This window comes from Microbacterium sp. SSM24, from assembly GCF_025989145.1.
Taxonomy (GTDB): Bacteria; Actinomycetota; Actinomycetes; order Actinomycetales; family Microbacteriaceae; genus Microbacterium.
Window position 1 is genome coordinate 1,041,082 of sequence record NZ_JAPDNQ010000001.1, and the last position, 23,810, is coordinate 1,064,891.

The 23,810-nt window shown below is 67.5% G+C and carries 23 protein-coding genes; 7 read left to right on the forward strand and 16 right to left on the reverse strand.

The window, feature by feature from the left end; all coding sequences use genetic code 11:
• Positions 1-23 precede the first annotated feature (23 nt).
• Together OL358_RS04845 and OL358_RS04850 are read left to right on the forward strand one after the other, a co-directional pair.
• Positions 24-1,124, forward strand: coding sequence for an NAD(P)-dependent alcohol dehydrogenase (locus tag OL358_RS04845; protein ID WP_264708812.1), 1,101 nt, complete (start codon positions 24-26; stop codon positions 1,122-1,124).
• A 30-nt stretch (positions 1,125-1,154) separates the two neighbouring features.
• The gene (locus OL358_RS04850; protein ID WP_264708813.1) at positions 1,155-1,808 is read left to right on the forward strand and encodes a cysteine hydrolase family protein; all 654 of its coding nucleotides are present in this window, start codon (positions 1,155-1,157) and stop codon (positions 1,806-1,808) included.
• 30 nt (positions 1,809-1,838) lie between these two features.
• On the opposite strand, the gene OL358_RS04855 is transcribed toward OL358_RS04850, so the two are convergent.
• Entirely contained in the window at positions 1,839-2,636 is a 798-nt protein-coding gene (locus OL358_RS04855; RefSeq protein ID WP_264708814.1) for an alpha/beta fold hydrolase, read from the reverse strand.
• A gap of 102 nt (positions 2,637-2,738) precedes the next feature.
• On the opposite strand from OL358_RS04855, the gene OL358_RS04860 reads away from it, so the two are divergent.
• Entirely contained in the window at positions 2,739-3,449 is a 711-nt protein-coding gene (locus tag OL358_RS04860; protein WP_264708815.1) for a TetR/AcrR family transcriptional regulator, read from the forward strand.
• Positions 3,450-3,463: 14 nt separating this feature from the next.
• Here OL358_RS04860 and OL358_RS04865 read toward each other — a convergent pair whose 3' ends face one another.
• The 3 genes from OL358_RS04865 to OL358_RS04875 form a co-directional block, all read right to left on the reverse strand.
• Entirely contained in the window at positions 3,464-4,624 is a 1,161-nt protein-coding gene (locus OL358_RS04865; protein WP_264708816.1) for a serine hydrolase domain-containing protein, read from the reverse strand.
• Positions 4,621-5,571: an alpha/beta hydrolase gene (locus OL358_RS04870; protein WP_264708817.1), complete on the reverse strand. Its 951-nt coding sequence runs from the start codon at positions 5,569-5,571 to the stop codon at positions 4,621-4,623. Before OL358_RS04870 ends, OL358_RS04865 begins: the two co-directional genes overlap by 4 nt.
• A 106-nt stretch (positions 5,572-5,677) precedes the next feature.
• Complete coding sequence (locus OL358_RS04875) at positions 5,678-7,186, reverse strand: ABC transporter substrate-binding protein (RefSeq protein ID WP_264708818.1); 1,509 nt, start codon at positions 7,184-7,186, stop codon at positions 5,678-5,680.
• Between OL358_RS04875 and OL358_RS04880 the strand changes: the two genes are divergently transcribed.
• Complete coding sequence (locus tag OL358_RS04880; RefSeq protein ID WP_264708819.1) at positions 7,173-8,003, forward strand: TetR/AcrR family transcriptional regulator; 831 nt, start codon at positions 7,173-7,175, stop codon at positions 8,001-8,003. The two genes, OL358_RS04875 and OL358_RS04880, sit on opposite strands and share 14 nt — an antisense overlap.
• Before the next feature lie 25 nt (positions 8,004-8,028).
• Here the strand turns inward: OL358_RS04880 and OL358_RS04885 are convergent, their stop codons facing one another.
• From OL358_RS04885 to OL358_RS04905, 5 genes are all read right to left on the reverse strand, one after another.
• Positions 8,029-10,455, reverse strand: coding sequence for a beta-glucosidase (locus tag OL358_RS04885; RefSeq protein ID WP_413631337.1), 2,427 nt, complete (start codon positions 10,453-10,455; stop codon positions 8,029-8,031).
• Positions 10,456-10,519: 64 nt separating this feature from the next.
• Positions 10,520-11,365: an ATP-binding cassette domain-containing protein gene (locus OL358_RS04890; RefSeq protein WP_264708820.1), complete on the reverse strand. Its 846-nt coding sequence runs from the start codon at positions 11,363-11,365 to the stop codon at positions 10,520-10,522.
• Entirely contained in the window at positions 11,362-13,242 is a 1,881-nt protein-coding gene (locus OL358_RS04895; protein ID WP_264708821.1) for a dipeptide/oligopeptide/nickel ABC transporter permease/ATP-binding protein, read from the reverse strand. Before OL358_RS04895 ends, OL358_RS04890 begins: the two co-directional genes overlap by 4 nt.
• On the reverse strand, positions 13,239-14,180 hold the full coding sequence (locus tag OL358_RS04900) for an ABC transporter permease (RefSeq protein ID WP_264708822.1): 942 nt from the start codon (positions 14,178-14,180) through the stop codon (positions 13,239-13,241). The genes OL358_RS04895 and OL358_RS04900 overlap by 4 nt, the downstream gene beginning before the upstream one ends.
• A gap of 365 nt (positions 14,181-14,545) precedes the next feature.
• Positions 14,546-15,124, reverse strand: a complete 579-nt coding sequence (locus OL358_RS04905; RefSeq protein WP_264708823.1) for an NADPH-dependent F420 reductase — start codon at positions 15,122-15,124, stop codon at positions 14,546-14,548.
• Between the two features lie 86 nt (positions 15,125-15,210).
• On the opposite strand from OL358_RS04905, the gene OL358_RS04910 reads away from it, so the two are divergent.
• Positions 15,211-15,765, forward strand: a complete 555-nt coding sequence (locus tag OL358_RS04910) for a MarR family winged helix-turn-helix transcriptional regulator (protein ID WP_264708824.1) — start codon at positions 15,211-15,213, stop codon at positions 15,763-15,765.
• Positions 15,766-15,911: 146 nt separating this feature from the next.
• Positions 15,912-16,376 carry a DUF3237 domain-containing protein gene (locus OL358_RS04915; protein ID WP_264708825.1) on the forward strand — a complete coding sequence of 155 codons (465 nt, stop codon included), beginning with the start codon at positions 15,912-15,914 and terminating at the stop codon, positions 16,374-16,376.
• 61 nt (positions 16,377-16,437) lie between these two features.
• On the opposite strand, the gene OL358_RS04920 is transcribed toward OL358_RS04915, so the two are convergent.
• The 7 genes from OL358_RS04920 to OL358_RS04950 all read right to left on the reverse strand — a co-directional run bounded on the left by OL358_RS04920 (position 16,438) and on the right by OL358_RS04950 (position 22,754).
• Positions 16,438-17,145: a hypothetical protein gene (locus OL358_RS04920; protein WP_264708826.1), complete on the reverse strand. Its 708-nt coding sequence runs from the start codon at positions 17,143-17,145 to the stop codon at positions 16,438-16,440.
• Between the two features lie 461 nt (positions 17,146-17,606).
• Positions 17,607-17,972, reverse strand: coding sequence for a DUF2255 family protein (locus tag OL358_RS04925; protein WP_264708827.1), 366 nt, complete (start codon positions 17,970-17,972; stop codon positions 17,607-17,609).
• Complete coding sequence (locus OL358_RS04930; protein ID WP_264708828.1) at positions 17,956-18,390, reverse strand: cupin domain-containing protein; 435 nt, start codon at positions 18,388-18,390, stop codon at positions 17,956-17,958. The genes OL358_RS04925 and OL358_RS04930 overlap by 17 nt, the downstream gene beginning before the upstream one ends.
• A gap of 26 nt (positions 18,391-18,416) precedes the next feature.
• Positions 18,417-19,448: an aldo/keto reductase gene (locus OL358_RS04935; protein ID WP_264708829.1), complete on the reverse strand. Its 1,032-nt coding sequence runs from the start codon at positions 19,446-19,448 to the stop codon at positions 18,417-18,419.
• An 18-nt stretch (positions 19,449-19,466) separates the two neighbouring features.
• A complete protein-coding gene (locus OL358_RS04940; RefSeq protein WP_264708830.1) occupies positions 19,467-20,399 on the reverse strand; it encodes a helix-turn-helix transcriptional regulator in 933 nt (310 codons plus the stop codon).
• A gap of 44 nt (positions 20,400-20,443) precedes the next feature.
• The gene (locus OL358_RS04945) at positions 20,444-21,325 is read right to left on the reverse strand and encodes an aldo/keto reductase (protein WP_264708831.1); all 882 of its coding nucleotides are present in this window, start codon (positions 21,323-21,325) and stop codon (positions 20,444-20,446) included.
• 754 nt (positions 21,326-22,079) lie between these two features.
• Positions 22,080-22,754 carry a type 1 glutamine amidotransferase domain-containing protein gene (locus OL358_RS04950; protein WP_264708832.1) on the reverse strand — a complete coding sequence of 225 codons (675 nt, stop codon included), beginning with the start codon at positions 22,752-22,754 and terminating at the stop codon, positions 22,080-22,082.
• A gap of 78 nt (positions 22,755-22,832) precedes the next feature.
• On the opposite strand from OL358_RS04950, the gene OL358_RS04955 reads away from it, so the two are divergent.
• The gene (locus tag OL358_RS04955) at positions 22,833-23,777 is read left to right on the forward strand and encodes a LysR family transcriptional regulator (protein ID WP_264708833.1); all 945 of its coding nucleotides are present in this window, start codon (positions 22,833-22,835) and stop codon (positions 23,775-23,777) included.
• The last annotated feature ends 33 nt before the right edge of the window (positions 23,778-23,810 follow it).

A 23,810-nucleotide genomic window follows, 5' to 3' on the forward strand; every position in this document is an offset into this window, starting at 1 on the left:
CGATTTCCCAGGGAGGCACACCCATGCAGATCACCGCTGCCGTCGCTCGCGAGCACGGCGCACCATTCACCATCGAACAGCTCGAGCTGGACGACCTCCGCGACAACGAGGTCCGCGTCCGGCTCGTGGCGACCGGCATCTGTCATACCGACGCGATCGTGCGCGACGGGATGTACCCCACGCCGCTGCCAGCGGTACTCGGACACGAGGGCGCAGGCGTGGTGGAGGCGATCGGTGCGTCGGTGACCTCGGTCGCGCCCGGTGATCACGTCGTCCTCGCCGCCGCATACTGCGGCCACTGCCGGCGGTGCCGCAACGGCGAGATGGCGTACTGCGAGAACCTGTTCGCCGCGGACTTCGGCGGCCGGCGCAATGACGGCACCTCCGCCCTGAGCAAGTCCGGCGAGGTCATCGCGTCGCACTTCTTCGGGCAGTCGTCGTTCGCAACCTTCGCGAACGTGGTCGAAGAGTCTGTCGTTCGAGTGGACCCCACCGTTCCGCTCGAGCACCTCGGCCCTCTCGGGTGCGGCATCAACACGGGCGCGGGCACGGTGCTCAACGAGCTCCGCCCCGCGATCGGCAGCTCGCTCGCGGTGTTCGGCACCGGGGCTGTCGGCAGTGCCGCAGTCATGGCCGCGCGTGTGGCGCACTGCGCCATCATCGTCGCGGTGGACATCCACGATTCTCGCCTCGAGCTCGCGCTGGAACTGGGGGCCACCCACACGATCAACTCGCTCACCGAGGACGTGGAGGCGCGCCTCCTGGAGATCACCAACGATGCCGGGGTCGACTACGTCGTCGACACCACCGGGCGTCCGGAGCTTCTCCGGCACGCAGCGGATGCGATAGCGGTGCGCGGCACCATCGCCCTCGTCGGGGCAGCCCGCCCCGGCACCGAGGTCGCATTCGAGATCGGCGCGTCGCTGGTGCGCGGATGGACGTTCAAGACCGTCGTTCAGGGAAGCTCCGTTCCCCAGGTGTTCATCCCCCAGCTCATCGAGCTCTGGAAGGCGGGCCAGTTCCCCTTTGAGCGGCTCGTCTCCAACTACTCGCTCAGCGAGATCAATCAAGGTTTCGCCGACTCCAAGGACGGCGTCACCGTCAAGCCGGTCATCGTCTTCTGACGAACAGGCGAAAGCAGAACAGGGAACACCATGCCGACAGCATCCATTCGATCGACCACCGCCGTCCTGGTGATCGACATGCAGAACGACAACCTTCACCACGACGGAGCGTTCGCGTCGTCGGGCGCTGCCCAGCATGCGATCGATCAGAACGTGGTCGCGAACGTCCGCGCGGTTCTGGCCGCCGCGCGGGCGGCAGGCGCTCCGATCTTCCACAACCGCATCGTCTCGTACCCCGAGCCTGCGGGTGTCGGGGGATCGAACGCGCCCATCTTCCGCATGATCGGCCCGGAGAGCCTGCGCTTCGGGACCTGGGGCGCCGAGATCGTCGACGGGCTGGACCTTCGCGAGGACGAGATCGTTCTCGATCGAGTGCGCATGAGCGCCTTCCACGGCAGCGCTCTCGACGTGATGCTGCGCAATCTCGGGGTCACGGACGTGATCATCGTGGGCGTATGGACCAACATGGCCGTCGAGCACACGGCGCGCGACGCCGCCGACTTCGGGTATGCAGTGACGGTGGTCTCGGATGCCACCTCCAGCATCAACGCGGATTGGCAGCGGGTCGCACTCGGCTATGCACTGACGAACATCGCCACGATCGCCACGACCGAGGCGACGGTCGCCATGCTGTCCGAGGTGGCCGCAGACGGCTCATCTGCCGCTGAGGGCACCTGGGCGTAGGCGCACCTGGCTGCCGGGAGCACGCACGTGTCAGGCGGCGAGGAATCCGATCAGGTCGTCGTTGAACTCCCGATGCTCGTTCCAGTGGGGACAGTGACCGCTGCTCGGGTAGATGCTCAGCGTGCCGTGGCGGGCGCTGTCGGCGAACCAGTGCATGCTCTCGACCGGGAAGGACGGGGAGAGCGCACCTGTCACCACCCAGGTGGGAACGTCGAGCAAAGTGACGGCGTCCCGCCAATCGGAGACGAAATGGTCGAGGGCGAGTCGACGCAGGGGCTCCTCGGTGAAGCTCTGGAATGCGCCCGCAGCGCTCACCATCTCAGCGACCTCTGCCGGCATCGCGGGCTCTCGGCCCGGGTCGCCCCACGGCGTCCGCCCGGCAAGCTGATCCTCCAGCGCCTCCCACCTGACCTCGCGAACGCCCCACTCCCACGATGCGTCGTTGACGATGCGCGGCGTCTGATCGATTGCGACGAAATGCGAGAGCCGACGCGTGCCCGCGAGGCTGACGTACGCCAGGGCAACCGACACGCCGAGGGAGTGTCCGATGAGCGCGACCTCGGTGAGGTTCTCCGCATCCATCAGCTCGGACAGATCCTGACCAAGGCGCGACACCCGATGCCCGAACGCGGGCCGGTCCGACTCGCCGTGCAGCCGCAGGTCCGGAATGATGACGCGGAAGCCGGCGTCCACCAGGGGCTGCCGCTGGAACTCCCAGTGCGCGCGATTGCACCCGAGGCCGTGCACGAGGACAACCGTGCGGCCGGCGCCCTCGTCGAGGTAGCGCAGCACCGCGCCGTCCGTCGTGGTGAATGACTTCTCTGTCATGTCATCTCCCTCATGTCCTCGACGACCGTGTCCCGATGCGGCCTTCGGCCGGGCCTCGACGGAGGCTAGCATCAATTTCAACCAAGTGGTAGATTTTCAAGGATGTCTCTGGCGGCTGAAGGAGCGGAAGACCCAGCCGGGGCCCCGCGAGGGGTCGACGGCGGGCGGGCCCCCGCACGCGAGGGGCGTGCCCGCGGGCCGTATCGGAAGACAGCCGGCACACGCGAAGCGATCCTGAACGCGGCCCTGGAGGTGTTCGCGGAGTCGGGGTTCCACTCCGGCTCGCTTCGCGACGTGGCACGTAGGGTCGGGATGAGCAACGCGGGCGTGCTCCACCATTTCGCCGACAAAGGCGCGCTCCTCGAAGCGATGCTCGAACAGCGCGACAACGGCGACGCGGACACGCTCCGAGGGCTGAGCGCGGATGGTCGGACGGCGTTGGCGGCACTCGTGCAGCTCGCTGCGACGAACGCCCGCAAGCGCGAGATCGTCAAGCTGTTCTCGATCCTGTCGACCGAGGCGACGTCGGTCGACCACCCTGCCCACAGCCACTTCATCCACCGCTACGCACAGACCAGAGCTTTCGTACGGGACGCCTTCGAGACACTCGCGGCGCAGGGCCACCTCGCGCCGGGCATCAGTCCCGCTTCGGCTGCCATCGGCACGCTCGCGATGATGGACGGGCTCCAAGTCCAATGGCTCCTCGACCCGAGCACGGTCGAGATGCCCGAAGAGCTCGCCACCTACCTTCAGACGATCACCGACGTCGACCTGACGGATGTCCGTCGCACCGGCAGCGTCGCGCCCTCCTGACGGAAGGCGTCGTCTCAGCCGGCGATGACGGCGCGCCGGGCTGCGGCGGCAAGCGCGAGCCCCCGGGGATCTGCGCCCCCTGGTTCGGTGAGCCGGCTCGGCACGTAGCCCACAGCGAGCCGGAACTCGGGGTCGGCGACGCCGAAGGCACCGCCGGCGCCATCGTGACCGAACGCGCGATGGCTTCCGTATGCCAGACGCTCGTCCGCCTTCTGCCATACGACGGCGTATCGAGCAGGCAGCCCGAGGACGAGGTCCACCGCGGCGACCTGCAGCTGCGACATCTCGGCCACAGTGGCGGAAGACACCAGCGGTCCCCGACCGTCGATGTCCTCGGTGATCGCTGCGTACAACCGCGCCAACCCGCGGGCGCTGGCGGCACCGCCGACCGCTGCGTGACCGGCGGCGCGCGCGGCGCGCAGATTCGCCAGGGGAGGGTCGAACGGGTCGAATCGCGCCGCGTTGAACGCGACACCGGTCAGCGAGGCCGGTTCGACGAAGGGCTGCTGCGGAACCTCTGCCGGCTGGGCGTCCATGGTCCGCACCGGCAGCACGGGATCCACTCGTGACTCCATGACGTCGGGTACCGCGATGTACGCATCGATCGCTCGCGGGCCCGCGACCTGGTCGCGGAAGAACTCTGCGGCGGTCGCACCGGTCACTCGACGGATCAGTTCGTCCATGATCGTGCCGATCGTGAGCGCGTGGTATCCCATTCCCGCCCCGGGCCGCCAGAACGGCATCTGCCGCGCGACCAGGCGCGCCATCTCATCGTGGTCGAGCGTGACAGCCAGAGAGACTTGAGGATCGACGCCGACAACACCCGCTTGATGCGACAGCGCCGAACGCACCGTGATCGCAGCCTTCCCCGATTGCGCGAACTCCGGCCAGTACCGCCCGACCGGCGCATCCAGGTCGATCAGTCCGCGGTCGACGAGGATCGCGATGCAGGCGCCCGCCATTCCCTTGGTCACGGAGAAGACACCGTGAATCCGGTCCGGGCCGGCGTCCGAACCCGCCCAGATGTCCACGACCGGCACGCCCCGGTGATAGGCGCAGAATTGCGCCGAGTAGTCCGAGGACTCGGCCGCGAGGGCCGCCATCGCATCGGCGACGCCCTCGAAACCAGCGGCGACCGACCCGTTGACACCGTCCGTGCGCGAGAGATCGATCATGTCAGCGCCCCACCCGCGTCGTGCGGGCTTTCCGCGTCGGCGATCCACTCGATCAGGTCGTCCAGTGTGCGCCTCGCGCTCGGGTCGCCGGGCAGATCGAGGTAGCCATGCTGGGTGCCGAGCGCGGTACGCGACGAGTGAGGATGGCGCAGTGCGGCGAGCTTCGCGCCGAAGTCCTCGCCCGATGCGCGCATCTCGTCTGCCTCTGCGTTGACGATCAGGATGGGCGGGAGTCCGGCGAGGTCGCCGTCGGCGGGAAACGCGTACCGGGCCTTCCCGAGCGGTTCGCCCGCGTAGTTCGTGTTGAATCCGCGCACCACTCCCGGCGTGAATCTCACCGGCGGCGGGTTCTCGTCCAGGGCCGCTCGCAGCTCGTCGCTCAGCGCCGGCAGCTCCGCATGCAGCAGCGGGTAGACGAGCACGAGCGAGCGCGGCCCTGCAGCCCCCTCGTCCCGCAGTCTCTGCGCCACGGCGGTGGAGAGGTTGGCGCCCGCACTCGCTCCACCGAGGTGCAGTCGTTCTGCGTCCACCCCGAGCGGGCGATCAGGTCCCGCAGCCCACTTCCACGCCGCCAGGACATCATCGACGGGCACCGGGTACTTCACGCCGTGCAGCGCCTTGCGATAGTCCACCGACATCACGGGCACCCCTCGGGACGCGATGTACAGCGACACCCAGTGCGCTTCCGGCATATCGAGACTGCCCCCGACGAACCCCCCGCCGTGCACCCAGACCAGTCCGTCGACCGGATCTGCGGTCGAGCCCGTATAGATCCTCGCCACTACGGCGCCGTGCGGCCCGTCGATCGCCACATCCTCCACGCGCACGCGGGCGAGTGATGGATCGGCCCCGACCAGCGCGGCGGTGTCGAGCCCAGGGCGTGGGTCCGTCGGAGGACCATTCACCTCGAGATTGCGAATGAACTCCGCGACGTCGAACTCGACCATGTTTCGCATTCCTCCTCGACACCGAACCGATCGGACCGCTGGCGCCACGCGCGACAGCGGGCGGGGCGGGCGGCCGTGAGTATCCGCCCGCCCCGCTCACTCTGGACTATCCGACGGGCGTGATGTCGAACAGCGACGGCACGATGTTCGTCGCGTTGAGAGTCACGTCCGTGACCTCGGGGTTGTTCGCGTACCCGGCGCTGACCCGGTAGTAGGGAGCGAACCAGCCCTGCTCGACGATGTACGCGTTGAGCTCCTTCGCCTTCTCCACCTGAGTCGCCTCGTCGCCATTCTGGATCTCGGAGATCAGCTGATCGGTCGTCTCGTCGCCGTACTTGAAGGGGTTGAACGGCGCCGTGCGCGAGATCATGAACTGGATCAGCTGCCAGTCGGCGTTGGTCTCGAGCTGCATCGGGACCGCGGCGTACTTCGGGGCCGTCAGATCGGCGATGTAGTTCTCAACCGGCGTGTCGACCCAGGTCACGGTGATCCCGACGTCCTCGAGCTGCTGCGCGATGAGGGGGAACTGGGCAGCTCCCAGCACCGCCGTGCTCGACATCTCGATGCTGAGCCCGTCGCCGTAGCCGGCTTCGTCCAGAAGCTCGCGCGCCTTGTCGGGGTCGTACGTGTAGAACTCGTCCAGCTCCGGGTCGTAAGCCCCGGAGGCCTTGTTGAAGACCTGCGTCGTCACGGTGCCGTGTCCGAGCTGGAGCGCCTCGAGAAGCCCCTCCCGGTCGAGGGCGAAGTTGATCGCCTGACGCACCTTCACATCGCCCAGGGCTGGGTTCATCTCGCCCGCGCGATCGAGCAGGAGCAGACCCTGGAAGTTCAGCTCGCTGGACTGGATCTCGAAGCCCGCCGCCTCGATCTGGTCGAGATTGTTGTTGTCGGTGAGGACCATCGTGTCGACCTCGCCCGCCTGGACGGCGTTGACGCCGGCCGTCGGGTCTGCGAGCACGTTCATGGTGACCGTCTCGTAGTGCTGCACGTCGGGGTTCCAGTAGTCGGGGTTCTTGGTGAACACGTAGCTTGTCCCCGTCGTGGTGGCATCCTGATCGAGGATGTAGGGTCCCGAGCCGATCGGGTTGGTGTCGGCATCCTCGGCGTCGAACATCGCCGGGGCGGCGATCAGACCCGCTTCACGGCTGAGGTACGCGAGCAGGGCGGGATCGGGTGCGCTCAGCGTGAGCACGACGGTTGTGTCGTCCGGCGCTGCGATCGACTCGACGTTGGCGAGATCTCCCGCGTACGCACCCCCGCCGTCCTTGAAACGCTCGAGGTTCTGCTTGACGACGTCGGCCGTCAGATCCGTGCCATCGGTGAACGTCACGTCGTCCCGAAGGGTGAGGGTCAGCTCCTTGTTGTCATCCGAGTAGGTGTACTCGGTGGCGAGGTTGGGCTCGACGCTGCCGTCGGATGCGTTGTAGAGCAGAGTGTCGTACACGGCCTGGTAGTAGAGCGCCCGGTTTCCCCACTCGGCCTGCGTCGTGTCGAACGTCGCGGGAGCGAGGAACTGGCCGATGACGACGGAATCGGGTGCCGTGTCATCGTTCGGCTCTGAGGTGGCGGAGCAACCCGCCAGCGCAAGGGAGGCCACCACAATGGCAGCGGCCATGGTCTTCCAGCGGAGCATCTTCGGCCCTTCTGACGTCGGCGATCCACCATGGACCGCGCCTTGGGAGACAAGCTACCCGAATTCCGACCAAGTGGACTGTATTCGTGATGGATTCGTGATGAAGGGTGTTCGGCTGGCGACCGTCGATCGGTCCGGATACGGTGTGGGAGCCATGACTGATTCTGCTCGACAGCCGCTGAAGACGCGGGGACCCTACCGCAAGACCGCCCAGACGCGCGTCGCGATTCTCGAGGCGGCGCTGGACGTGTTCTCCGCGTCCGGATATCACTCGGGCTCGCTCCGCGACATCGCCAAGCGCGCCGGCATCAGTCACTCGGGCCTGCTGCATCATTTCCCGGACAAGATCTCACTCCTGGACGCGATGCTCGATCATCGCGACGAGATCGATGCGGCCACCATCCGTCAGTTCACCCGTGACAGTGCCAGCGCTCTGCACACGCTGGTGCACATTGCGGCCATCAACGCCTCCAAGCCGGGCATCGTCAAGCTCTATGCGGTGCTGTCCACCGAAGCGGCGGCCGAAGACCACCCGGCGCATCAGCACTTCGTCACCAGGTACGCACGTACCCGGGAGCTCGTTCGCGAAGCCTTCGCAGGATTGGCCGACGAGGACCGTCTCGGGCACGGGATGACGCCCGAATCAGCGGCGATCGGAACCCTTGCCATCATGGACGGTCTGCAGATCCAGTGGCTTCTCGATCCCGCGGGAATCGATATGCCTCAGGAACTCGCGAAGTACCTTTCCACGATCACCGACATCGACTTCACCGTCGAGCCGTCGGCGCTCAACGCCTGACGACCGCCCGCTTCCTTCCGGCCCGTCAGCCGACCCTCCACTCCAGCGCGAGCGGCAGGTCCTCGACCGATGCGCCGACGCGAAGATCGTAGGCCCCGGGTTCGACTGTCCACCCCTTCGACCAATGCGCGAACCGACGGTCGGGGAGCCGAACTGTCGCGGTGGCGGTCTCTCCTGCGCCGGCTGTGACGCAGGCGAAGCCCACGAGCCACCGCTGGGGGCGCTCTACCGCGGAGTCACTGCGCTCGGCGTACACCTGGATGACCTGTTTGCCCACGCGGTCACCAGTGTTCGAGACCGAGACGACGACGGCGTCACCTTCACGCCGCGCGGTCTCCCAGGACCACGTGGTGTAGCCCAGCCCATGCCCGAACGGGAAAGCCGGAGCCGCCCCCGACCTCAGCCAGGCACGGTATCCGACGTGCAGGCCTTCGCCGTACTCGAGCACGCCGTCGACCGGTGCGACCTGTGACACAGGCACATCCGCGAGCGCGGTGGGCCACGTGGTCGGCAGGCGACCGCCGGGTTCTGACGCGCCCATGAGCACGTCGGCGATGGCGTGTCCGAACTCCTGCCCGCCGAAGTACCCCTGCATGATGGCCGCGACCTCGCCCGCCCACGGAAGCGCCACGGGCGACCCGGCGTTCACCACCACGATCGTCGGGGTGCCGGTGGCTGCGACAGCGTGCACGAGATCGTTCTGGCGCCCCGGGAGGTCGATGCTGTCGCGGTCGTATCCCTCCGACTCCACCTTCGAATTCGTGCCGACGACGATGACAGCGACATCGGATGCCGCCGCGATGGCCACAGCACGGGCGATGAGCTCGTCCGGGTCGGCCCGCTCGGGCGCGGTACCCAGCGTCACGCTCAGAGCGTCGATGGGCGAGTCCTCCGCGGTCGCCAGCGAGACCTCGACGCGCAGGTCATAGGTCACGCCCTCGATCACGTCGAGGGCCGCCGTGGCCGAGGGAGGGCTGAGGAACGCGGCGCCGAGATCGGTGCCCTCCACCACGGGGGCCTCGTCGACGAGAAGCGCGTCGTCGACGAAGATCTTGGCGGGACTCGCGCTGGCGAATCCGAGTTCGATCGCCGTAGTGGCATCAGCGGTGTAGCGGGTACGCAGCACGACGGTGTCCGTCGGTCCGAGCGGCACGTCACCGCCGAACCACACCAGAGCGGTCGAGCGGCGATCCTCGCTGAAGATCTCGCTCCCCGCTGCGTCGTGGAATCCGACGCGAACGCCGGCCTCGCCGGTGACGGGGTTGGTGAGTCGCTCGAGCGGAATCTCCACGACACCCTCCTGCACGATCGCACCGATCTCGTACCGTACGTCCTCGCCGGATGCTGCAGCCCGGATGGCCTCGAACGGCGAGACGACGGCTTCGGGGATCACGGTCGCGCTGCCGCCGCCCTGGGTTCGCGCCTCGCGCGCATTCTGGCCAATGACCGCGACGTGTCTCAGGGCCGCGGCATCCAATGGCAGCACGCCGTCGTTCTGCAACAGCACGACGCCCTCGATCGCGGCCTCGCGTGCGAACGCTCGACCGTCGAGGGCAGCGGGTTCCACCGGGGTCGAGATGCCCAAGGCGCCGACGCGCTCCGCGAGCAGGAGAAGTCGCAGCACCTTCCGGTCGACGTCCGCCTCATCCGCGCGACCGTCTCGGATCGCAGCGGCGAGCTCGCCCCACGCTGCGGAAGGCCCCGGCATCGCGAGATCCTGCGCCGCGGCGACCGCGCCCAGCGACCGGACCGCCGTCCAGTCGCTGATGACGACGCCGTCGAAACCCCATTCCGAGTTGAGCGGAGTCTCGAGCAGGTCGCTCTCGGTCATCGTGGTGCCGTTGACGGCGTTGTAGGCGCTCATGATCGACCAGGCGCCCGCCTCGATGGCGCGCTCGAACGGAAGGAGGTAGAGCTCGCGCAGCGCTCGCTCATTGACCCGGACATCCACCGTGAAGCGGTCGGTCTCGGAGTCGTTGGCGACGTAGTGCTTCGGAGTTGCGGCCACCCCGTTGTCCTGCAACCCGCGCACGTATGCGGCGGCGAGTTCGGCGCTGAGTTCGGGATCCTCGCTGAAGCACTCGAAATGACGGCCGCCGAGTGGCGAGCGGTGGAGGTTGATCGTCGGCCCGAGCACCACATCAACGCCCTTCCGGCGCGCTTCGGATGCTGCGGCCGCACCGTAGCGGTAGGCGAGCTCGACGTCCCACGACGCCGCGAGAGCGGAGCCCGACGGGAGGTTCAGCGACGGCTCGCGCTCGTCCCACCGGGGACCGCGGACGCCGGCTGGCCCATCCGACAGCGTCATCGCACGGAGGCCGATCTCGGGGATCGGCACGGTCGTCCAGAAGTCCGCGCCCTGTACGAGCGCCACCTTCTGCTCGAGGGTGAGGCGCTCGAGCAGCGGGACGAGATGCTGCACGGTTCGGGGATGGGCGGCAGCGTGGGTCATAGGAAGAGAGCGCTTTCTGAGAACGGGCCGCCGACGGGGCGGACGGGCTGCGGTTCGGCGACGATCAGGCGACGTCAGCCGTCGCCTCGGCGTCGATCAACGCGCGTCGGGCGAGGCGGCGCTCCGCCTGCTTGTCCGGGTCGGGGACCGGCGAGGCCATGAAGAGTCGCCGTGTGTACGGGTGCTCGGGCTGCGAGGTGACGCGGTCGCCGTCGCCGGTCTCGACGATCTCCCCTCGATACATCACGGCGACTCGATGACTGATGTGCCGCACCACCGCCAGGTCGTGGGTCACGAACAGATACGCCACCCCTGTGCGGTCCTGGATCTCGATGAACAGGTCCAGCACGCGGGCCTGTGTCGACAGGTCCAGAGCCGACACCGGCTCATCGCACACGATGAGCTTCGGATCCAGCGCAAGCGCTCTCGCGATCGCGATTCGCTGCCGCTGGCCGCCGGAGAACTCCCGCGGCAGGCGCCCCGCTGCGTTGGAGGGAAGTCCCACGCGGTCGAGGAGGTCGTGAACACGCGCCTTCGCCTCCTTTGCGACGACACCCCGCGCGGTGAGGGGCTCGCTCAGGATCTGCTCGATCGTCAGCGACGGGTTCAGCGACGAGTACGGATCCTGGAAGACGACCTGGATCTCGCTGGACAGCTCCCTGCGCTGCCGCCGGCCGAGGTGGGTGATGTCCTGCCCGTTGTAGACGATGGAGCCTCCGGTGACGGGCGCGAGCCCGAGCACGGCCCGCCCCAGCGTGGTCTTGCCGGATCCGGACTCGCCGACGAGGCCCACCGTCTCACCCGCCCTGATGTCGAGGGAGACGCCCTTGAGGGCCTGGAACGGCTTGGCCCGGAAGCCCTTACCCGGGTACGCCACTTCGAGGTCCGCCACATCGAGCAGCATGCTCATGAATGTGCTCCTTCCGAGCGCGTCGTGATCAAGGGCGAGCGGGCGGGACCTTCTTCGAGGATCGCGTCCAGCAGCGACTGCGTGTACGGATGCGAAGGCGTGCCCAGAATCGTGCGTACGGGCCCCTGCTCGACGAACAGACCCTGCTGCATGACCGTGACCCGATCGCACAGGTCGGCAACGACGCCGAAGTTGTGGGTCACCAGAAGCATCGCCATGTGACGCTCGGCCTGAAGATCACGCAGCAGATCGAGCACCTCTGCCTGCACCGTCACGTCCAGGGCGGTGGTGGGCTCGTCGGCGATGATGAGATCGGGGTCGGTCGAGACCGCACCCGCAATGAGCACGCGCTGCGCCATCCCGCCGGAGACTTCGAACGGGTACGCGTCGAACGTGCGCCGCGGATTCGGGATGCCGACGCGTTCCAGTAGCGCGAGCGACTTGTCGGTCGCGTCCTTCTTGCTGAGTCCGAGGTTCTTCCTCAGCGGCTCGACCAGCTGGTACCCGATGCGGAACGACGGGTCGAGGTTCGACATCGGCTCCTGCGGAATGTAACCGATCCGCTTGCCACGCACGCCGGCATAGACGCGTTCGGCAGCTCCTGCGAGCTCGGAGCCCTCGTACCGGATGGACCCGCCCGAGACGTGCCCACCACGGGGAAGCAGGCCCAGTACCGCGAATGCGGTCTGCGTCTTGCCGGACCCTGACTCGCCGATCAGACCATGGATCTCGCCCCTGCGCACGTCGAGCGAGACTCCGTGTACGACCTCGATGTCGCTGCCTTCGGTCTGCTGGTAGGCCACGCGAAGATCGCGAATCGCGAGCACCGGCTCCTGCGGTCGCTGCGACGTCTGCTCGTCGTCGGCGTGGACGACGGTTCCGGGGACGACGGGCAGCTCCGACGAATCGTCGATCGGCTCGGAGTCGGCACCCCCCGTCGCGAATGAGGTGGTGACCGCCGCGATCGATCCCGTCGCCGTCGTCACGGCGCGTCGGCGGCGCCGCCGGACGTTGGTGGTCCGCTCCAGCACGTCCCGCATCGCGTTTGCGAGCAGGGTCAGCGCGATCGATGTCGTCGCGATCGCGAGGGATGGCCACAGCATGAGAATGGGCGCGCGGTAGATGTTCGTGAAGCCGTCGTTGAGCATCGAACCCCACGTCGGAACAGTCATGTCACCGAGGCCGAGGAATTCCAGGCCCGACTGGATGGCGATCGCGATGCCGGCGATGATCGCCGTCTGGATGATGATCGGTGCCCTGACGACCGACAGGATGTGACGTCCGATGATGCGCACGTCGGACAGACCCGACACTCGAGCGGCGTCGACGTACAGCTCGCTGCGCACGCCGACGACGGTGGCGTACACGAGGCGGTAGTAGGCGGGCGCCAGGATGATCCCGAAGATCAGCATGGCCCACCACACCGATGGCCCCAGCACCGCCCGCGCCGCGATCAGGATCACGATGCCGGGCAGTGCCATGACGAGCGCGGTCACCCAGGATGCGACGCTGTCGAACCAGCCCTTGAAGTACCCGGCGACAAGACCGCCGATGACGCCGATGACAAGAGAGGTGACGACGGCCACGGATGCTGCGGCGAGTGTGACCGACGTGGCCCAGAGCAGCCGCGACAGCACGTCACGACCCGCGCTGTCGTTGCCCAGGGGGTGCTCCGCGCTGGGTGGCGCGAGCACCAGCTGGATGGATGCCTCGTTCGGATCGTATGGGGCGATGAACGGTCCGATGATCGCCATCAGCACGACGAACCCGAGATAGAGCAGCGCGACCAGACCCACGGGCTTGCGGATCAGGCGACGGAACAGCGATGTCGTGACGTGAGGAGTCGGGATCGCCGGAGGCACTTCGATCGCGGTCATGACAGTCGCACCTTCGGGTTGAGCGCAGCCTGCGCGAGGTCGATCAGGAGATTGACGATGATCACGATCACGGCGAACGCCACGACGAGGCCCATCATGACCGGGATGTCGCCCTGCACCCCCGCCTGGACGGTGAGCTGGCCCATGCCGGGGAGGGCGAAGACCTGCTCCACGATGACGGCACCGCCCAACAGGCCGATGAACTGGACCGCCAGGATGGCCAGGGCCGGTCCGCCGGCGTTGCGCAGGACATGCCTGTATACGACACTGTTGGCGCTCAGCCCTCGACTGCGCAGCGTGCGCACGTAGTCGCGCGACATCGCGTCGATCATCGAGCCGCGGATCTGCTGGGTCACCGCGGCGATCGCCCCGAGGGAGAGAGCGGCGATGGGGAGCGTGACCGACGAGAGCCATCCGGTGAAGGACTCGGTCAGCGGCACGTAGCCGGTGGCTTTGAACCAGTGGAGGTCGATCGCGAAGATCAGCACGAGGTACAGCGCGATCAGGAAGCCCGGGATCGCGAAGCCGAGCACGGAGATGACCTGCACCGTCGCATCCACACCCCCGCCGCGGCGCGCGGCGAGCACGCCCAGGAGGACCGCGAGGACGGCCGTGACCAGCGTCGTTCCGATGACGATCGACAGGGTCACCGCCACCCGGCCCGAGAGGCTCACCGTCACCAGCTGGCCGTTGAACCAGGACCGGCCGAGGTCACCGGTGAGGGCATTGGTGAGCCAGTCCCAGTACTGCACGACGAGCGGGCGATTCAGACCGAGCTCCTCAGTTCTGCGCTGAACCTGCTCGGGCGTCGCGTTCTGGCCGAGGATGCGGCGGGCGACGTTCGCACTGTCGAGATAGAGCAGGCTGAAAGCGAGAGCCGAGATGACGAAGAGGAGCACGACGCCGGCGATCAGGCGCCTGACGATGAAGATGAGCATGCGGGGTCCGCTCCTGGTCAGCGAGCTGCGTGCTCGACGCGCGAGTCCGGCTCGTTGATCCATCGAGCCCGGAGAGCGGTCGCCTGCTCGGCATCGGTCTGGGTGCGGATCATCCTCGGTCCCCTCGATTCGACGACGCCTCTGTGCGTCGGATAGGGCGAAGGTAGCATCAATTCCGGTCAGTCGGTAGGTTTTCGACGTGAAAATCTACCAGGCGGTCGTTATTTGCTTTTCGAGGACTGCGGAAATGATCACGGCGTGAGCCCGGACTGCGCCGGGCTCACGCCGCATGTCGGATGCAGCATCCGTTCGACAGTGCCGAGGTGGGGCACTGATGGGATGTGCGCGAAGGTGTCGTCGATCTCTCAGCGCACGATCGCGAAGCCGGCAGTCCAGGGGAGCTGCTCTCCCACGGCGAGCGTCAGCTGCAGGAAGCCCATCGCCTCGAGTTCGTGCGCGCGCGCCAGCGAGCCGGCGTCGATTGCACCGAGACCTCCCGCAACGATGGCCGCGGAGAGAGTGGCCTTCGCGGCCGCGTCATCCCCCGCGACCAGAACGGTCGTGGGCACACCGCCGACCTGTTTGGTCGAGATCGTGCCGGCGAAGTTGGTGTTGAAGGCCTTGAGTACGGACGACTGCGGAAGTGCGGCCTGGAGTTCGGCGGCTGCCGAGCTGCCGACAGGGACGACCAGCGAGTCGAAGGTCTCGAAGTCGAGCGGGTTGGTGATGTCGACCACGACCTTGCCGGCGAGCTGCTCGCCGGCTCGCGAGACGATGTCGGCCACAGCAGGGTACGGGACGGCGAGGATCACGATGTCGCCCACGATGGGCGCGGTGCCGACCTGGTCGCGCGTGACGTGGATCACGTCGTTGCCGCCGGCGGCGAGCATCCCGCCGATCGCGTCGCCCATGCTGCCTGTTCCGATGATCGTGAAGCTGCTCATGTCAAATCCTTCTCCGTGTAGTTTGGTTGTACCTGCAACTATACCCTAGATACTTGTAGGTGCAACTTTTGGGATAGAGTGGTCCCATGGACGCGCTCAGGTATGACGAACGCGTGGCGGTGGCGCGCCTGCGGGCACTGCTGGAGCTGCTTCCCACCGCGCTCGACCGCCGGCTGGCCGACGCCGGCATCGGCTCCTTCGAGTTCACGCTCTTGGAGGCGCTGCACGAAGCGGAGCTGCGGCGACTTCGGCTGACAGCCCTGGCCGCCCGCACCAATGCCACCCTCCCCCGGCTCTCCCGAGTCGTCACGGGACTCGAACGTAAGGGGTTGGTCACGCGCGCCGCGTGCGAGGAAGACGGCCGCGCCACGAACGCCGTTCTGACGGATGCCGGCGAGGCCGTCTACTCCGAGGCTGCGCCGCTGTACGAGCGGGCCGTGCGGGAGACGATCTTGGACGGGCTCGACGGTGACGGGGTGCAGCAACTGGCCGGCATCTCGTTCGCCATCCTCGACAAGCTCGATCCCGACCGACGGCTGGCCGTGAGCGCGCCCGGGGGCGAAGCGGTCGACCGCGCCTCTCAGAACACAAGTGCATCCCGTGACGACAGCGAGTGCGCGGCGGATCCCGCTGCGACCTGACGCCGCCACCAGCGCACGCCTCCGGCGTGTATGTTCCTGAGTCGGCGCTCGAATCGAAGAGCCACGCGCGCGAGAGGTCGTCTTATGCGAATCCTGATCGGTGTCGACGGATCGGCCACCCATCCCCGACCTCAGCGGTGGGTGAGGTGAGCGAGCCGATCGTTCCCGAGCTCGTTCGGGCTTTCGACGTCACCGTCAGGCTGGGACCCGTCGAGGATCACGGCGCCACCCGGGCCGGACATCGGCGAGTCATTCCGATCGTGGGCGGTGAGATCAGCGGGGCGATCGAGGCGACGATCCTGCCCGGTGGAGCCGACTGGCAGCTCGTACGCACCGACGGCGCGCTCGAGATCGACGGCCGCTACTCGGCCCGCACGGCCGACGACGACCTCCTGTTTCTGCAGGTGTCCGGCGTTCGCAGCGGGCCCCCCGACGTTCTCGCAGCATTGCTCGCCGGGGAGGACGTGGCGCCGACCGAGTACTACTTCAGAACGGCGTTGCGGATCGAGACATCGGCACCTGCTCTGGCGTCACTCGAGCACGCGGTGTTCGTGGCATCCTGCATCAGGCACGCGGCGACCGTGCGGTACACCGCGTTCCGCGTGACCTGATCGACGAACGGGGCGCACCCGCGTGAATGCTTCGCGATGAGTTTGGGCGCGAGACCACGGGTCACGTCGGTGTAGATCGCAGCGGCCGGTGGTTGCGCCACGCCTGCTGATATGTCCAGAAGCCGTAGCGCGCGAAGCCTGCCATGATCACGAGTCCGACCAGCAGTCCGACGACGATCGCCCAGCCGATACCTCCGCCCAGCGCGACGATGATGCCGCCCGCGAGCAGGCCGACGACGCAGGCATTGACGACGATGATCAGCATGAATGAGCTCCCGAACAGGTGACTGAAGCTTCGTCGGCGCAGGAACGAATAGGTGAGCTGCGAACCCGCCATGTCGTCTGCTGTAGCCGCGAGGAAGTACTTCTCAATGGGCGGGTCCATGTCGACGTATGCCCCGCGCAGCCGGTTCATCGCCACGACGTACATGAGGTCCTCTTCGGCCACATTGAACACACGCGCCTGGGTCATCAGTCCCAGTACCGCGAGGAACCCGAGAATCACCAGCGCCGCACCGGCGAACCACCCGTCGAACCGGGTCGCCTGCCCGAGCAGCCCGATCGTCACCAGGCCGGCGGACACGAGCGTCAGGAAGATCGTGATCCGGGTGAGCACCTCGCCCTGCGCCGTGCCGCGGGCCGCGAGCAGTCCCCAGTGCTCCGTTGCGAGCATCTGCGCGCGCCGTGCGAGCACCGCGTCAGACTCCGCCGCGTCCGGCGCGGCCGGGGTCTCGTCGGCGGAAGGGTCGACAGGCACGTCCACAGCCATGAGCCATTGTCTCTCCGGGTGAGCCGGCGCGCCAGGCCGGCGCATCCTGCGGGGCTCACGGGAGATGATCTCGGCCGAGCGTCCGAAGCCACCGAGGCGGTACCCCCGCCCCCCGAACCCAGCGATCGCCCGCCGTGCGATCACGTCGCTGAACGTGTTGCCCCAGAATGTGCTGCGAACTCCGTCGGCTCGGTCGTGGCTGCAGACTGCGCCAGACGGAGAACGAGACGAGCGGCCTGTTCAGCGAATGGTTCTCGATGGGCTGCCGTGAGCTGAACGGGGCCCGATCATCGGCGATCGAGGTGCGCAGGGAGCTGAGCACCCTGTGGCGGAAATGGGTCCGTGAGATCCGATGAGACGCGATGTCGCCCGCCGCCGTGGGATCGGTTCCCCATGTAGTTCACCGCGCTCGGCTATCGTCGTGCGTAAGAACCCAGTTCAGGATATCCGCCCCGCCTCGGTCAGCGCGGGTCGACGCGCAGCGTGGTCTGCCGGGCAAGCGAGGTGGTGATCGAACGGGTGGCCGATCCCTGGCCGTACTTGGCGAAGTAGGCCGCGTCGATCGCGTCATCGTGCGACACGTCGAGCGTGTACGCGACAGCCCGGGTGGTGCCGTCCCAGCGGAGGAAGCCCTCGAAGTGGCGGGCGACACCTTTGAACCACGCGCCGTCCGGCCCCTTGACCGACCGCAGGTAGAGGTCGCCGTCGACGACGACGTGCCACACGATGGTGAGGGTGCGACTCGAGCCGTCGGCACGGCGTCCCGCGACTCTCACCTCACCGGCGCGGTGCAGTTCTCGCAGCTCGGCGTCAGTCCATCCGGTCATCGTCGGCTCCTTCGCTCGCCGTGCCGCGGTACTCGGCGTCGGTGATGTGCTCTTTCCAGATCGTGGTCGTCGCCGGGTCATCGCCCGCTTCGAGCATCGCGATGTGCTCCATGAAGCATCCGGGCGCAGCGGCATGCCAGTGGTCCTCCCCCGGCGGGGTGTACAGAGTCTGGCCGGCCGGCACGTCGATGATCGTGCCGTCGCGGTGCCCGAAGCGCGCGACGCCCTGGGTGACGCGCACGTACTGGCCGCGGGCGTGAGAGTGCCAAGCGGTGCGGCCGCCGGGCGCGAACCGCACCGTCGCCACCGTCATCCGCTGATCCGCTTCATGCGGGGTGGCGATCGGGTCGAGCCACACGTCTCCAGCGAACTTGTCCGGCGGGTTCTTCACTGTGGGCGCCACGGGTTCGATGTTCATCGGATCCTCTTCCTTACGTCAGCGGGTCATCGGATGCTGCCGCGTCGCCGTGCAGCCGGGAGCAGCTCGTGCGCGCCGTAGCTGTTGTCGTCGGGGTTGATGGTGACGCCCGGCGCGACGATCCCGTCGATCCGGTCCAGGACGGCCGGGCTCAGCACGACACCGGCCGCCGGCAGGTACGACTCGAGCTGCTCCATCGTGCGGGGCCCGACGATGGCAGCGGTGACCCCCGGGTGGTTGATCACGAAAGCGATCGCGAGCTCGATCATCGACAGACCCGCCTCGTCGGCGACCGCGGCGAGGTCCTCGACGATGTCGAGCTTGCGTTGGTTCGCGGGCGAGGTCATGTCGAATCGCGCGGACGGTCGAGCGCTCGAGGTCGGCGCCGACGGGGAGTCCTTCCGCCACCGCCCGGTGAGCCATCCCCCCGCGAGCGGGCTGTACGTGAGCGTGCCCATCCCGTGACGCCGGGCCGTGGGGAGCACGTCGTCCTCGATCCCCCTCACCAGGATCGAGTACGGGGGCTGCTCGGTGACGAATCGCTCGAGGTTCCGCTGCTGCGACGCCCACTGCGCCTCCACGATCTGCGACCCCGAATACGATGAGCTCCCGATGTAGCGGATCTTGCCCTGGTGGACGAGGTCGGACAGGGCGCCGAGAGTCTCCTCGACGTCGGTATCCGGGCTCGGGCGGTGCACCTGGTAGAGGTCGATGTAGTCGGTATCCAGGCGCCGGAGCGAGTCCTCGACCGCGCGGATGATCCATCTGCGAGACCCGCCGCGCTGGTTCGGGTCGTCCGGATCCATCGGCATGAAGAACTTCGTCGCCAGCACGACCTCGTCGCGGCGTCCCTTCAACGCTTTGCCGGTGATCTCCTCCGACACCCCGGCCGAGTAGACGTCGGCGGTGTCGACGACGTTGATCCCGGCATCCAGTGCGGCGTGAGTGATGCGGATGCTGTCCGCCTCGTCCTGGTTACCCCAGGGGCCGAACATCATCGTGCCCACGCAGAGCGGGCTGACTTTCACCCCTGTGCGGCCCAGCGGACGGTACTCCATGATTCGATTCCCTTCGATTCAAACGACATCGCGATAGCCGGCGCGCGCGGCCTGCCACGACGGGTTCCCTGCCCGGATCGGCGCTGAGTCCGCGGCTCTGCTCCCTGCGCGGGTGGCGGCCAGGCTTCCGAGAAGGCGCAGTCGCTCCTCGGTCGGGGTGTCGACGGCAGGAGTCATGGTGAACATGATCAGCCCGTTGTCGGCGGGAAGCTCGAGGGCTTCGTAGTCGAACGCCAGGTCGCCGACATCGGGGTGGTGGAGGCGCTTGCTCCCGGTGCGGTGGAAGCGGACGTCGTGTGCCGCCCAGCGGGCCCGGAAGACGTCGCTGCGGGTGACGAGTTCGCCGATGAGGTCGGTGAGCGGCTTGTCATGAGGGTTGCGGCCGGCCTCCACGCGGAGGGACGCGACGATGCTGTTCGCCCCCGCCTCCCAGTCGGTGTAGAAGGTTCGAGCGGCGGGGTTGAGGAAGGTGAAGCGCGCGTTGTTCCGCCCGTTGGCCGGGTCGTCGATGATCGGCGAGAACACCGCATGCCCGATGTCGTTGGTGGCGAGGAAGTCCTTGCGGGTGTTGGCGATGTACGCCGGCGCGGTGATCGCGTCGAGCAGTCGCTGCAGCTCGGGACGGATCGTGACGTTTCCCGCGCGCGGACGCTTTCGCCTCGGGCCGGCGGGAGCCGCAGCGTGTGCGAGGTCGTGGAGGTGTGCGGTCTCGGCCTCGTCGAGCTGCAGCGCACGGGCGAGGGCGTCGAGCACCTCGGGGGAGACGCCGGCGAGGTTGCCGCGCTCCATGCGCGCGTAGTAGTCGACGCTCATTCCCGCGAGCATCGCGACTTCCTCGCGGCGCAGCCCTTCGACGCGGCGGCGGCCTCCGCCGATGATGCCGGCCCGGTCGGGCGTCAGTCGTGCTCGGCGGGTGAGGAGGAACTCCCGCACCTCTGCCTGCTGGTCCATGCCCGTCACGCTAGGCCCCTTCGCGGCGTTGTCGATAGAGCACGTCAGTCCTCTGGGATGTCGCGGCCGAACGTCTCGAGGGTGACGACCTCGGGCTCGGGTCCGCCTCGCACGCCGGTGTCGAGCGCGTCGATGCGGGCGATCTCGTCGGGGGTGAGCTCGAAGTCGAACACGTCGAAGTTCTCGGCGATGCGAGCGGGCTTGACGGACTTCGGGATGGCCTGGACGCCGTGCTGGATGTGCCACCGGAGCATGACCTGCGCAGCGCTCTTCTCGTGCGCCTGGGCGATCTCGACGATGACCGGGTCGTTGAACGTGCTCTTCGAGTCGTCGCCCCGGTACGAGGTGATGCCGCCGATCGGAGACCACGCCTGCGTGAGGATGCCGTGCCGCGTGCCGAAGTCCTGCAGGTCGCGCTGCTGAAAGTAGGGGTGGACCTCGATCTGGTTCACGGCAGGGACCACATCGGTCTCGTCGAGAAGGGTCGTGAGGTGATCGATCATGAAGTTGCTCACACCGATGGCTCGCACCTTGCCGTCAGCGAGCAGCGTCTCGAGCGCCTTGTACGCGGCGATGGTCTTGTCGAACGCTCCCGGAAGCGCCTGATGAAGGATGAACAGGTCGATGACGTCGACATGCAGCTTCCGCGAGCTCTTCTCGAACGCATGAAGCGTCTCGTCGTAGCCGTAGTCGCTGATCCAGACCTTCGACTCGATGAACACGTCGTCGCGAGCAGAACCGGATGCCTTCAGCGCATCTCCGACGCCGCGCTCGTTGGCGTACGCGGCCGCCGTGTCGATCAGACGGTAGCCCGTCGAGAGAGCAGCCGCAACCGCCTCGGCCGTCTCAGCGGGCGGGGTCTGGAAGACGCCGAAGCCGAGGGCGGGGATGTCGACGCCGTTGTTCAGCGTGAGGGTGTTCGTCATGCCATCGACGTTACGGGCGGTACCGCAGGGAAGGGAGTGACTGTCATTACACCGATAGCCGTCCTCTCGGTGCTCATCGATTGGATGGGCCCCATTGTGCGAAGACGCGCTTCGCGACCTGGGCGGCGGACATCGCCTTCGGCCAGCTCTCGCTCGGTGCTGCATTCTCAACTCTCTTGGGCCGGTCTGGCGGTCAGCCCTCGTCACCGTGTCGCAGGCAGTCGTACGCTGCGTGCGCATAGATGCGCGGGGCCGCCATTCTGTGCACGCGTCGACCGGCGCGCGGAATCGACGTCGAGGCAGCCGCATTCGGACTCTCGCACCGCGCTCGGGGCAAGGTCGGATTCGCTCACGGCCGAGGAGGCGGGACCGACCTGGCGTTTCTCGGCAAGAAGAGAGCCCCGCGATCCCCCTGTTTCCAAGGGTTCGCGGGGCTTCGACGTGGCGGTGACGGTGGGATTTGAACCCATACCGGATGAGGTCACAGGGATCACATGAGGTCTCGGGAACGCGTGAAATCAACGATCTGGGTTCTCATGCGCTGCATCGAGTCACACTCGTTTCATTGCGTCTGTTCCCGCTTCTGTTCCCACTAGGAGACCGTGGGAACGAGTCCATCGCGCCAAGGATCACCGCAGCGGGGAGATCGCTGACTCGACGATGTGGTGGATGGTCTCGACCGCGACTTGACCAGGGTCTGGCCTGCGCGCCCACGGACAGGCGGGGCACATGGTCGAACCCCGCCCCGTGTCGGTCAGCCGAGCTGCGCGAGAAGCGCCCGAGCGACCGACGCCGACGACTGAGGGTTCTGACCGGTGATGAGATTACCGTCAACGACAACGTGGTCCGCCCACGGGCTCGCGTTGTCGAGTACGACTCCGCGCTCACGAAGAGAGGACTCGAGGAGGAACGGCGCGCGGGTAGCAAGACCTGCCTGCGTCTCCTCCTCGTCTGTGAACGAGGTTACGGTGCGGCCGGCGGCGACGAGCGTGCCGTCTTCGCGGATTGCTGCGAGGAGCGCGGCGACACCGTGGCACACGAGGGCGACGGGCTTCGGCGAAGCAAGCGCCGAAGTGAGGAGGGCGCCGGAGGCGGCGTCGTGAGACAGGTCCTGCATGGGGCCGTGACCGCCGGGGTAGTACACGGCGTCGTACCCCGACAGGCCAACCTCGTCCAGGGTCAGCGGAGCGCCAAGACCCGCGATGGCGCCGAGCTGCGCACGCTCCGCCTCGCCGTTGTCGCCGAACGAGGCCTCGTCTGCGAGCGGGGCGATGCCGCCGGGGGTCGCGAACTCGACCGTGTGCCCGGCCTCGCTCAGGAGGCGGTAGGGGGTGAGCAGCTCCTCAGCCCAGTAGCCGGTTCTGTGAGCGGTGCCGTCGGACAGGGTCCATGTGCGGGCGGCGGAAACGACGAACAGGACGGTTGACATGAAATCTCCTTCTCTCGCGAATGCGCGACATCGGTTCAAACCGGGTCAGGCTCGGCACTCTTCCGATAGCTTCATGATGTGGGGTATCAGGATTTTGATGGTCTGGCGCACCTCCAGTTGTGGCGAACGTTTCTCGCCGTGTACGAGTCCGGTTCGCTTTCTTCCGCCGCGCGAATCGTCGGCCTGACCCAACCGGCCGTGTCCGCCCAGCTGAACTCCCTCGAGCGGCTCGTGGGCGAAAGGCTTTTCATGCGGACCGCTCGCGGTGTCGTTGCCACCGCCACGGCCGATGACTTGGCGGCACGGCTCTCCTCGCCATTCGAGGCGATATCGCGAGCGCTCGCAGGCTCAGCGGACTCGGCGCCGCAGCCGCCGGTACGGCTCGGAGGAGCTGCCGAGTTGCTCGCCGAAGTGGTCACTCCCGCACTTGCTCCGTTGATTGCAGACGGAGTGCGGGTCCATGTGGTTCCCGGGTTGCCGAACGAATTGTTCGACGCGCTGCGCTCCGGGACTCTCGACGTGGTCATCGCGTCCGAGCGCCCCCGTGGCCGAGCGCTGACCGCGGAGCCACTCGTCGATGAAACCTTCATCCTCACCGCGAACCCTGAGATCGCGACCTCCTTGCCCCGCACTGTGGAGGCAGCGGGCGCATCCGCACTCGAGCGCATTCCCCTGCTCGCGTACGCGAGCGATGTGCCCGTGCTCCGGCGGTATTGGAGGCAAGTGTTCAGTACCCGGCTCGAGCGTGAGCCGGCCCTCGTCTTTCCCGACCTGCGGGCGCTGCGCGATGCTGCGGCGGCCGGAGCTGGCGCGACCGTGCTCCCGAGCTACCTGTGTCGCCGAGAACTCGACACAGGAGCACTGGTCGACCTCGCACCGCACGTGACTTCACCCACGAACACTCTGCACTTGCTGCGTCGGCCAGCCAGCGCCGGTCGACCGCATGTGCAGCTACTAGTGGGAGTGCTGGACACGGCGGTGCGCGAGATCGTTGCCGACGGACGCGACAAGGGCAATCGGTGACACTCTCCCGCCCGGTCCCGATGCGCGAGGAGT

Excerpts from the sequence above, each read along its gene's own strand:
- OL358_RS04845 (WP_264708812.1), top strand. The coding sequence starts at position 24 with ATGCAGATCACCGCTGCCGTCGCTCGCGAGCACGGCGCACCATTCACC.
- OL358_RS04850 (WP_264708813.1), top strand. The coding sequence starts at position 1,155 with ATGCCGACAGCATCCATTCGATCGACCACCGCCGTCCTGGTGATCGAC.
- OL358_RS04855 (WP_264708814.1), bottom strand. The coding sequence starts at position 2,636 with ATGACAGAGAAGTCATTCACCACGACGGACGGCGCGGTGCTGCGCTAC.
- OL358_RS04860 (WP_264708815.1), top strand. The coding sequence starts at position 2,739 with ATGTCTCTGGCGGCTGAAGGAGCGGAAGACCCAGCCGGGGCCCCGCGA.
- OL358_RS04865 (WP_264708816.1), bottom strand. The coding sequence starts at position 4,624 with ATGATCGATCTCTCGCGCACGGACGGTGTCAACGGGTCGGTCGCCGCT.
- OL358_RS04870 (WP_264708817.1), bottom strand. The coding sequence starts at position 5,571 with ATGGTCGAGTTCGACGTCGCGGAGTTCATTCGCAATCTCGAGGTGAAT.
- OL358_RS04880 (WP_264708819.1), top strand. The coding sequence starts at position 7,173 with ATGGCAGCGGCCATGGTCTTCCAGCGGAGCATCTTCGGCCCTTCTGAC.
- OL358_RS04875 (WP_264708818.1), bottom strand. The coding sequence starts at position 7,186 with ATGGCCGCTGCCATTGTGGTGGCCTCCCTTGCGCTGGCGGGTTGCTCC.
- OL358_RS04885 (WP_413631337.1), bottom strand. The coding sequence starts at position 10,455 with ATGACCCACGCTGCCGCCCATCCCCGAACCGTGCAGCATCTCGTCCCG.
- OL358_RS04890 (WP_264708820.1), bottom strand. The coding sequence starts at position 11,365 with ATGAGCATGCTGCTCGATGTGGCGGACCTCGAAGTGGCGTACCCGGGT.
- OL358_RS04895 (WP_264708821.1), bottom strand. The coding sequence starts at position 13,242 with ATGACCGCGATCGAAGTGCCTCCGGCGATCCCGACTCCTCACGTCACG.
- OL358_RS04900 (WP_264708822.1), bottom strand. The coding sequence starts at position 14,180 with ATGCTCATCTTCATCGTCAGGCGCCTGATCGCCGGCGTCGTGCTCCTC.
- OL358_RS04905 (WP_264708823.1), bottom strand. The coding sequence starts at position 15,124 with ATGAGCAGCTTCACGATCATCGGAACAGGCAGCATGGGCGACGCGATC.
- OL358_RS04910 (WP_264708824.1), top strand. The coding sequence starts at position 15,211 with ATGGACGCGCTCAGGTATGACGAACGCGTGGCGGTGGCGCGCCTGCGG.
- OL358_RS04920 (WP_264708826.1), bottom strand. The coding sequence starts at position 17,145 with ATGGCTGTGGACGTGCCTGTCGACCCTTCCGCCGACGAGACCCCGGCC.
- OL358_RS04925 (WP_264708827.1), bottom strand. The coding sequence starts at position 17,972 with ATGACCGGATGGACTGACGCCGAGCTGCGAGAACTGCACCGCGCCGGT.
- OL358_RS04930 (WP_264708828.1), bottom strand. The coding sequence starts at position 18,390 with ATGAACATCGAACCCGTGGCGCCCACAGTGAAGAACCCGCCGGACAAG.
- OL358_RS04935 (WP_264708829.1), bottom strand. The coding sequence starts at position 19,448 with ATGGAGTACCGTCCGCTGGGCCGCACAGGGGTGAAAGTCAGCCCGCTC.
- OL358_RS04940 (WP_264708830.1), bottom strand. The coding sequence starts at position 20,399 with ATGGACCAGCAGGCAGAGGTGCGGGAGTTCCTCCTCACCCGCCGAGCA.
- OL358_RS04945 (WP_264708831.1), bottom strand. The coding sequence starts at position 21,325 with ATGACGAACACCCTCACGCTGAACAACGGCGTCGACATCCCCGCCCTC.
- OL358_RS04950 (WP_264708832.1), bottom strand. The coding sequence starts at position 22,754 with ATGTCAACCGTCCTGTTCGTCGTTTCCGCCGCCCGCACATGGACCCTG.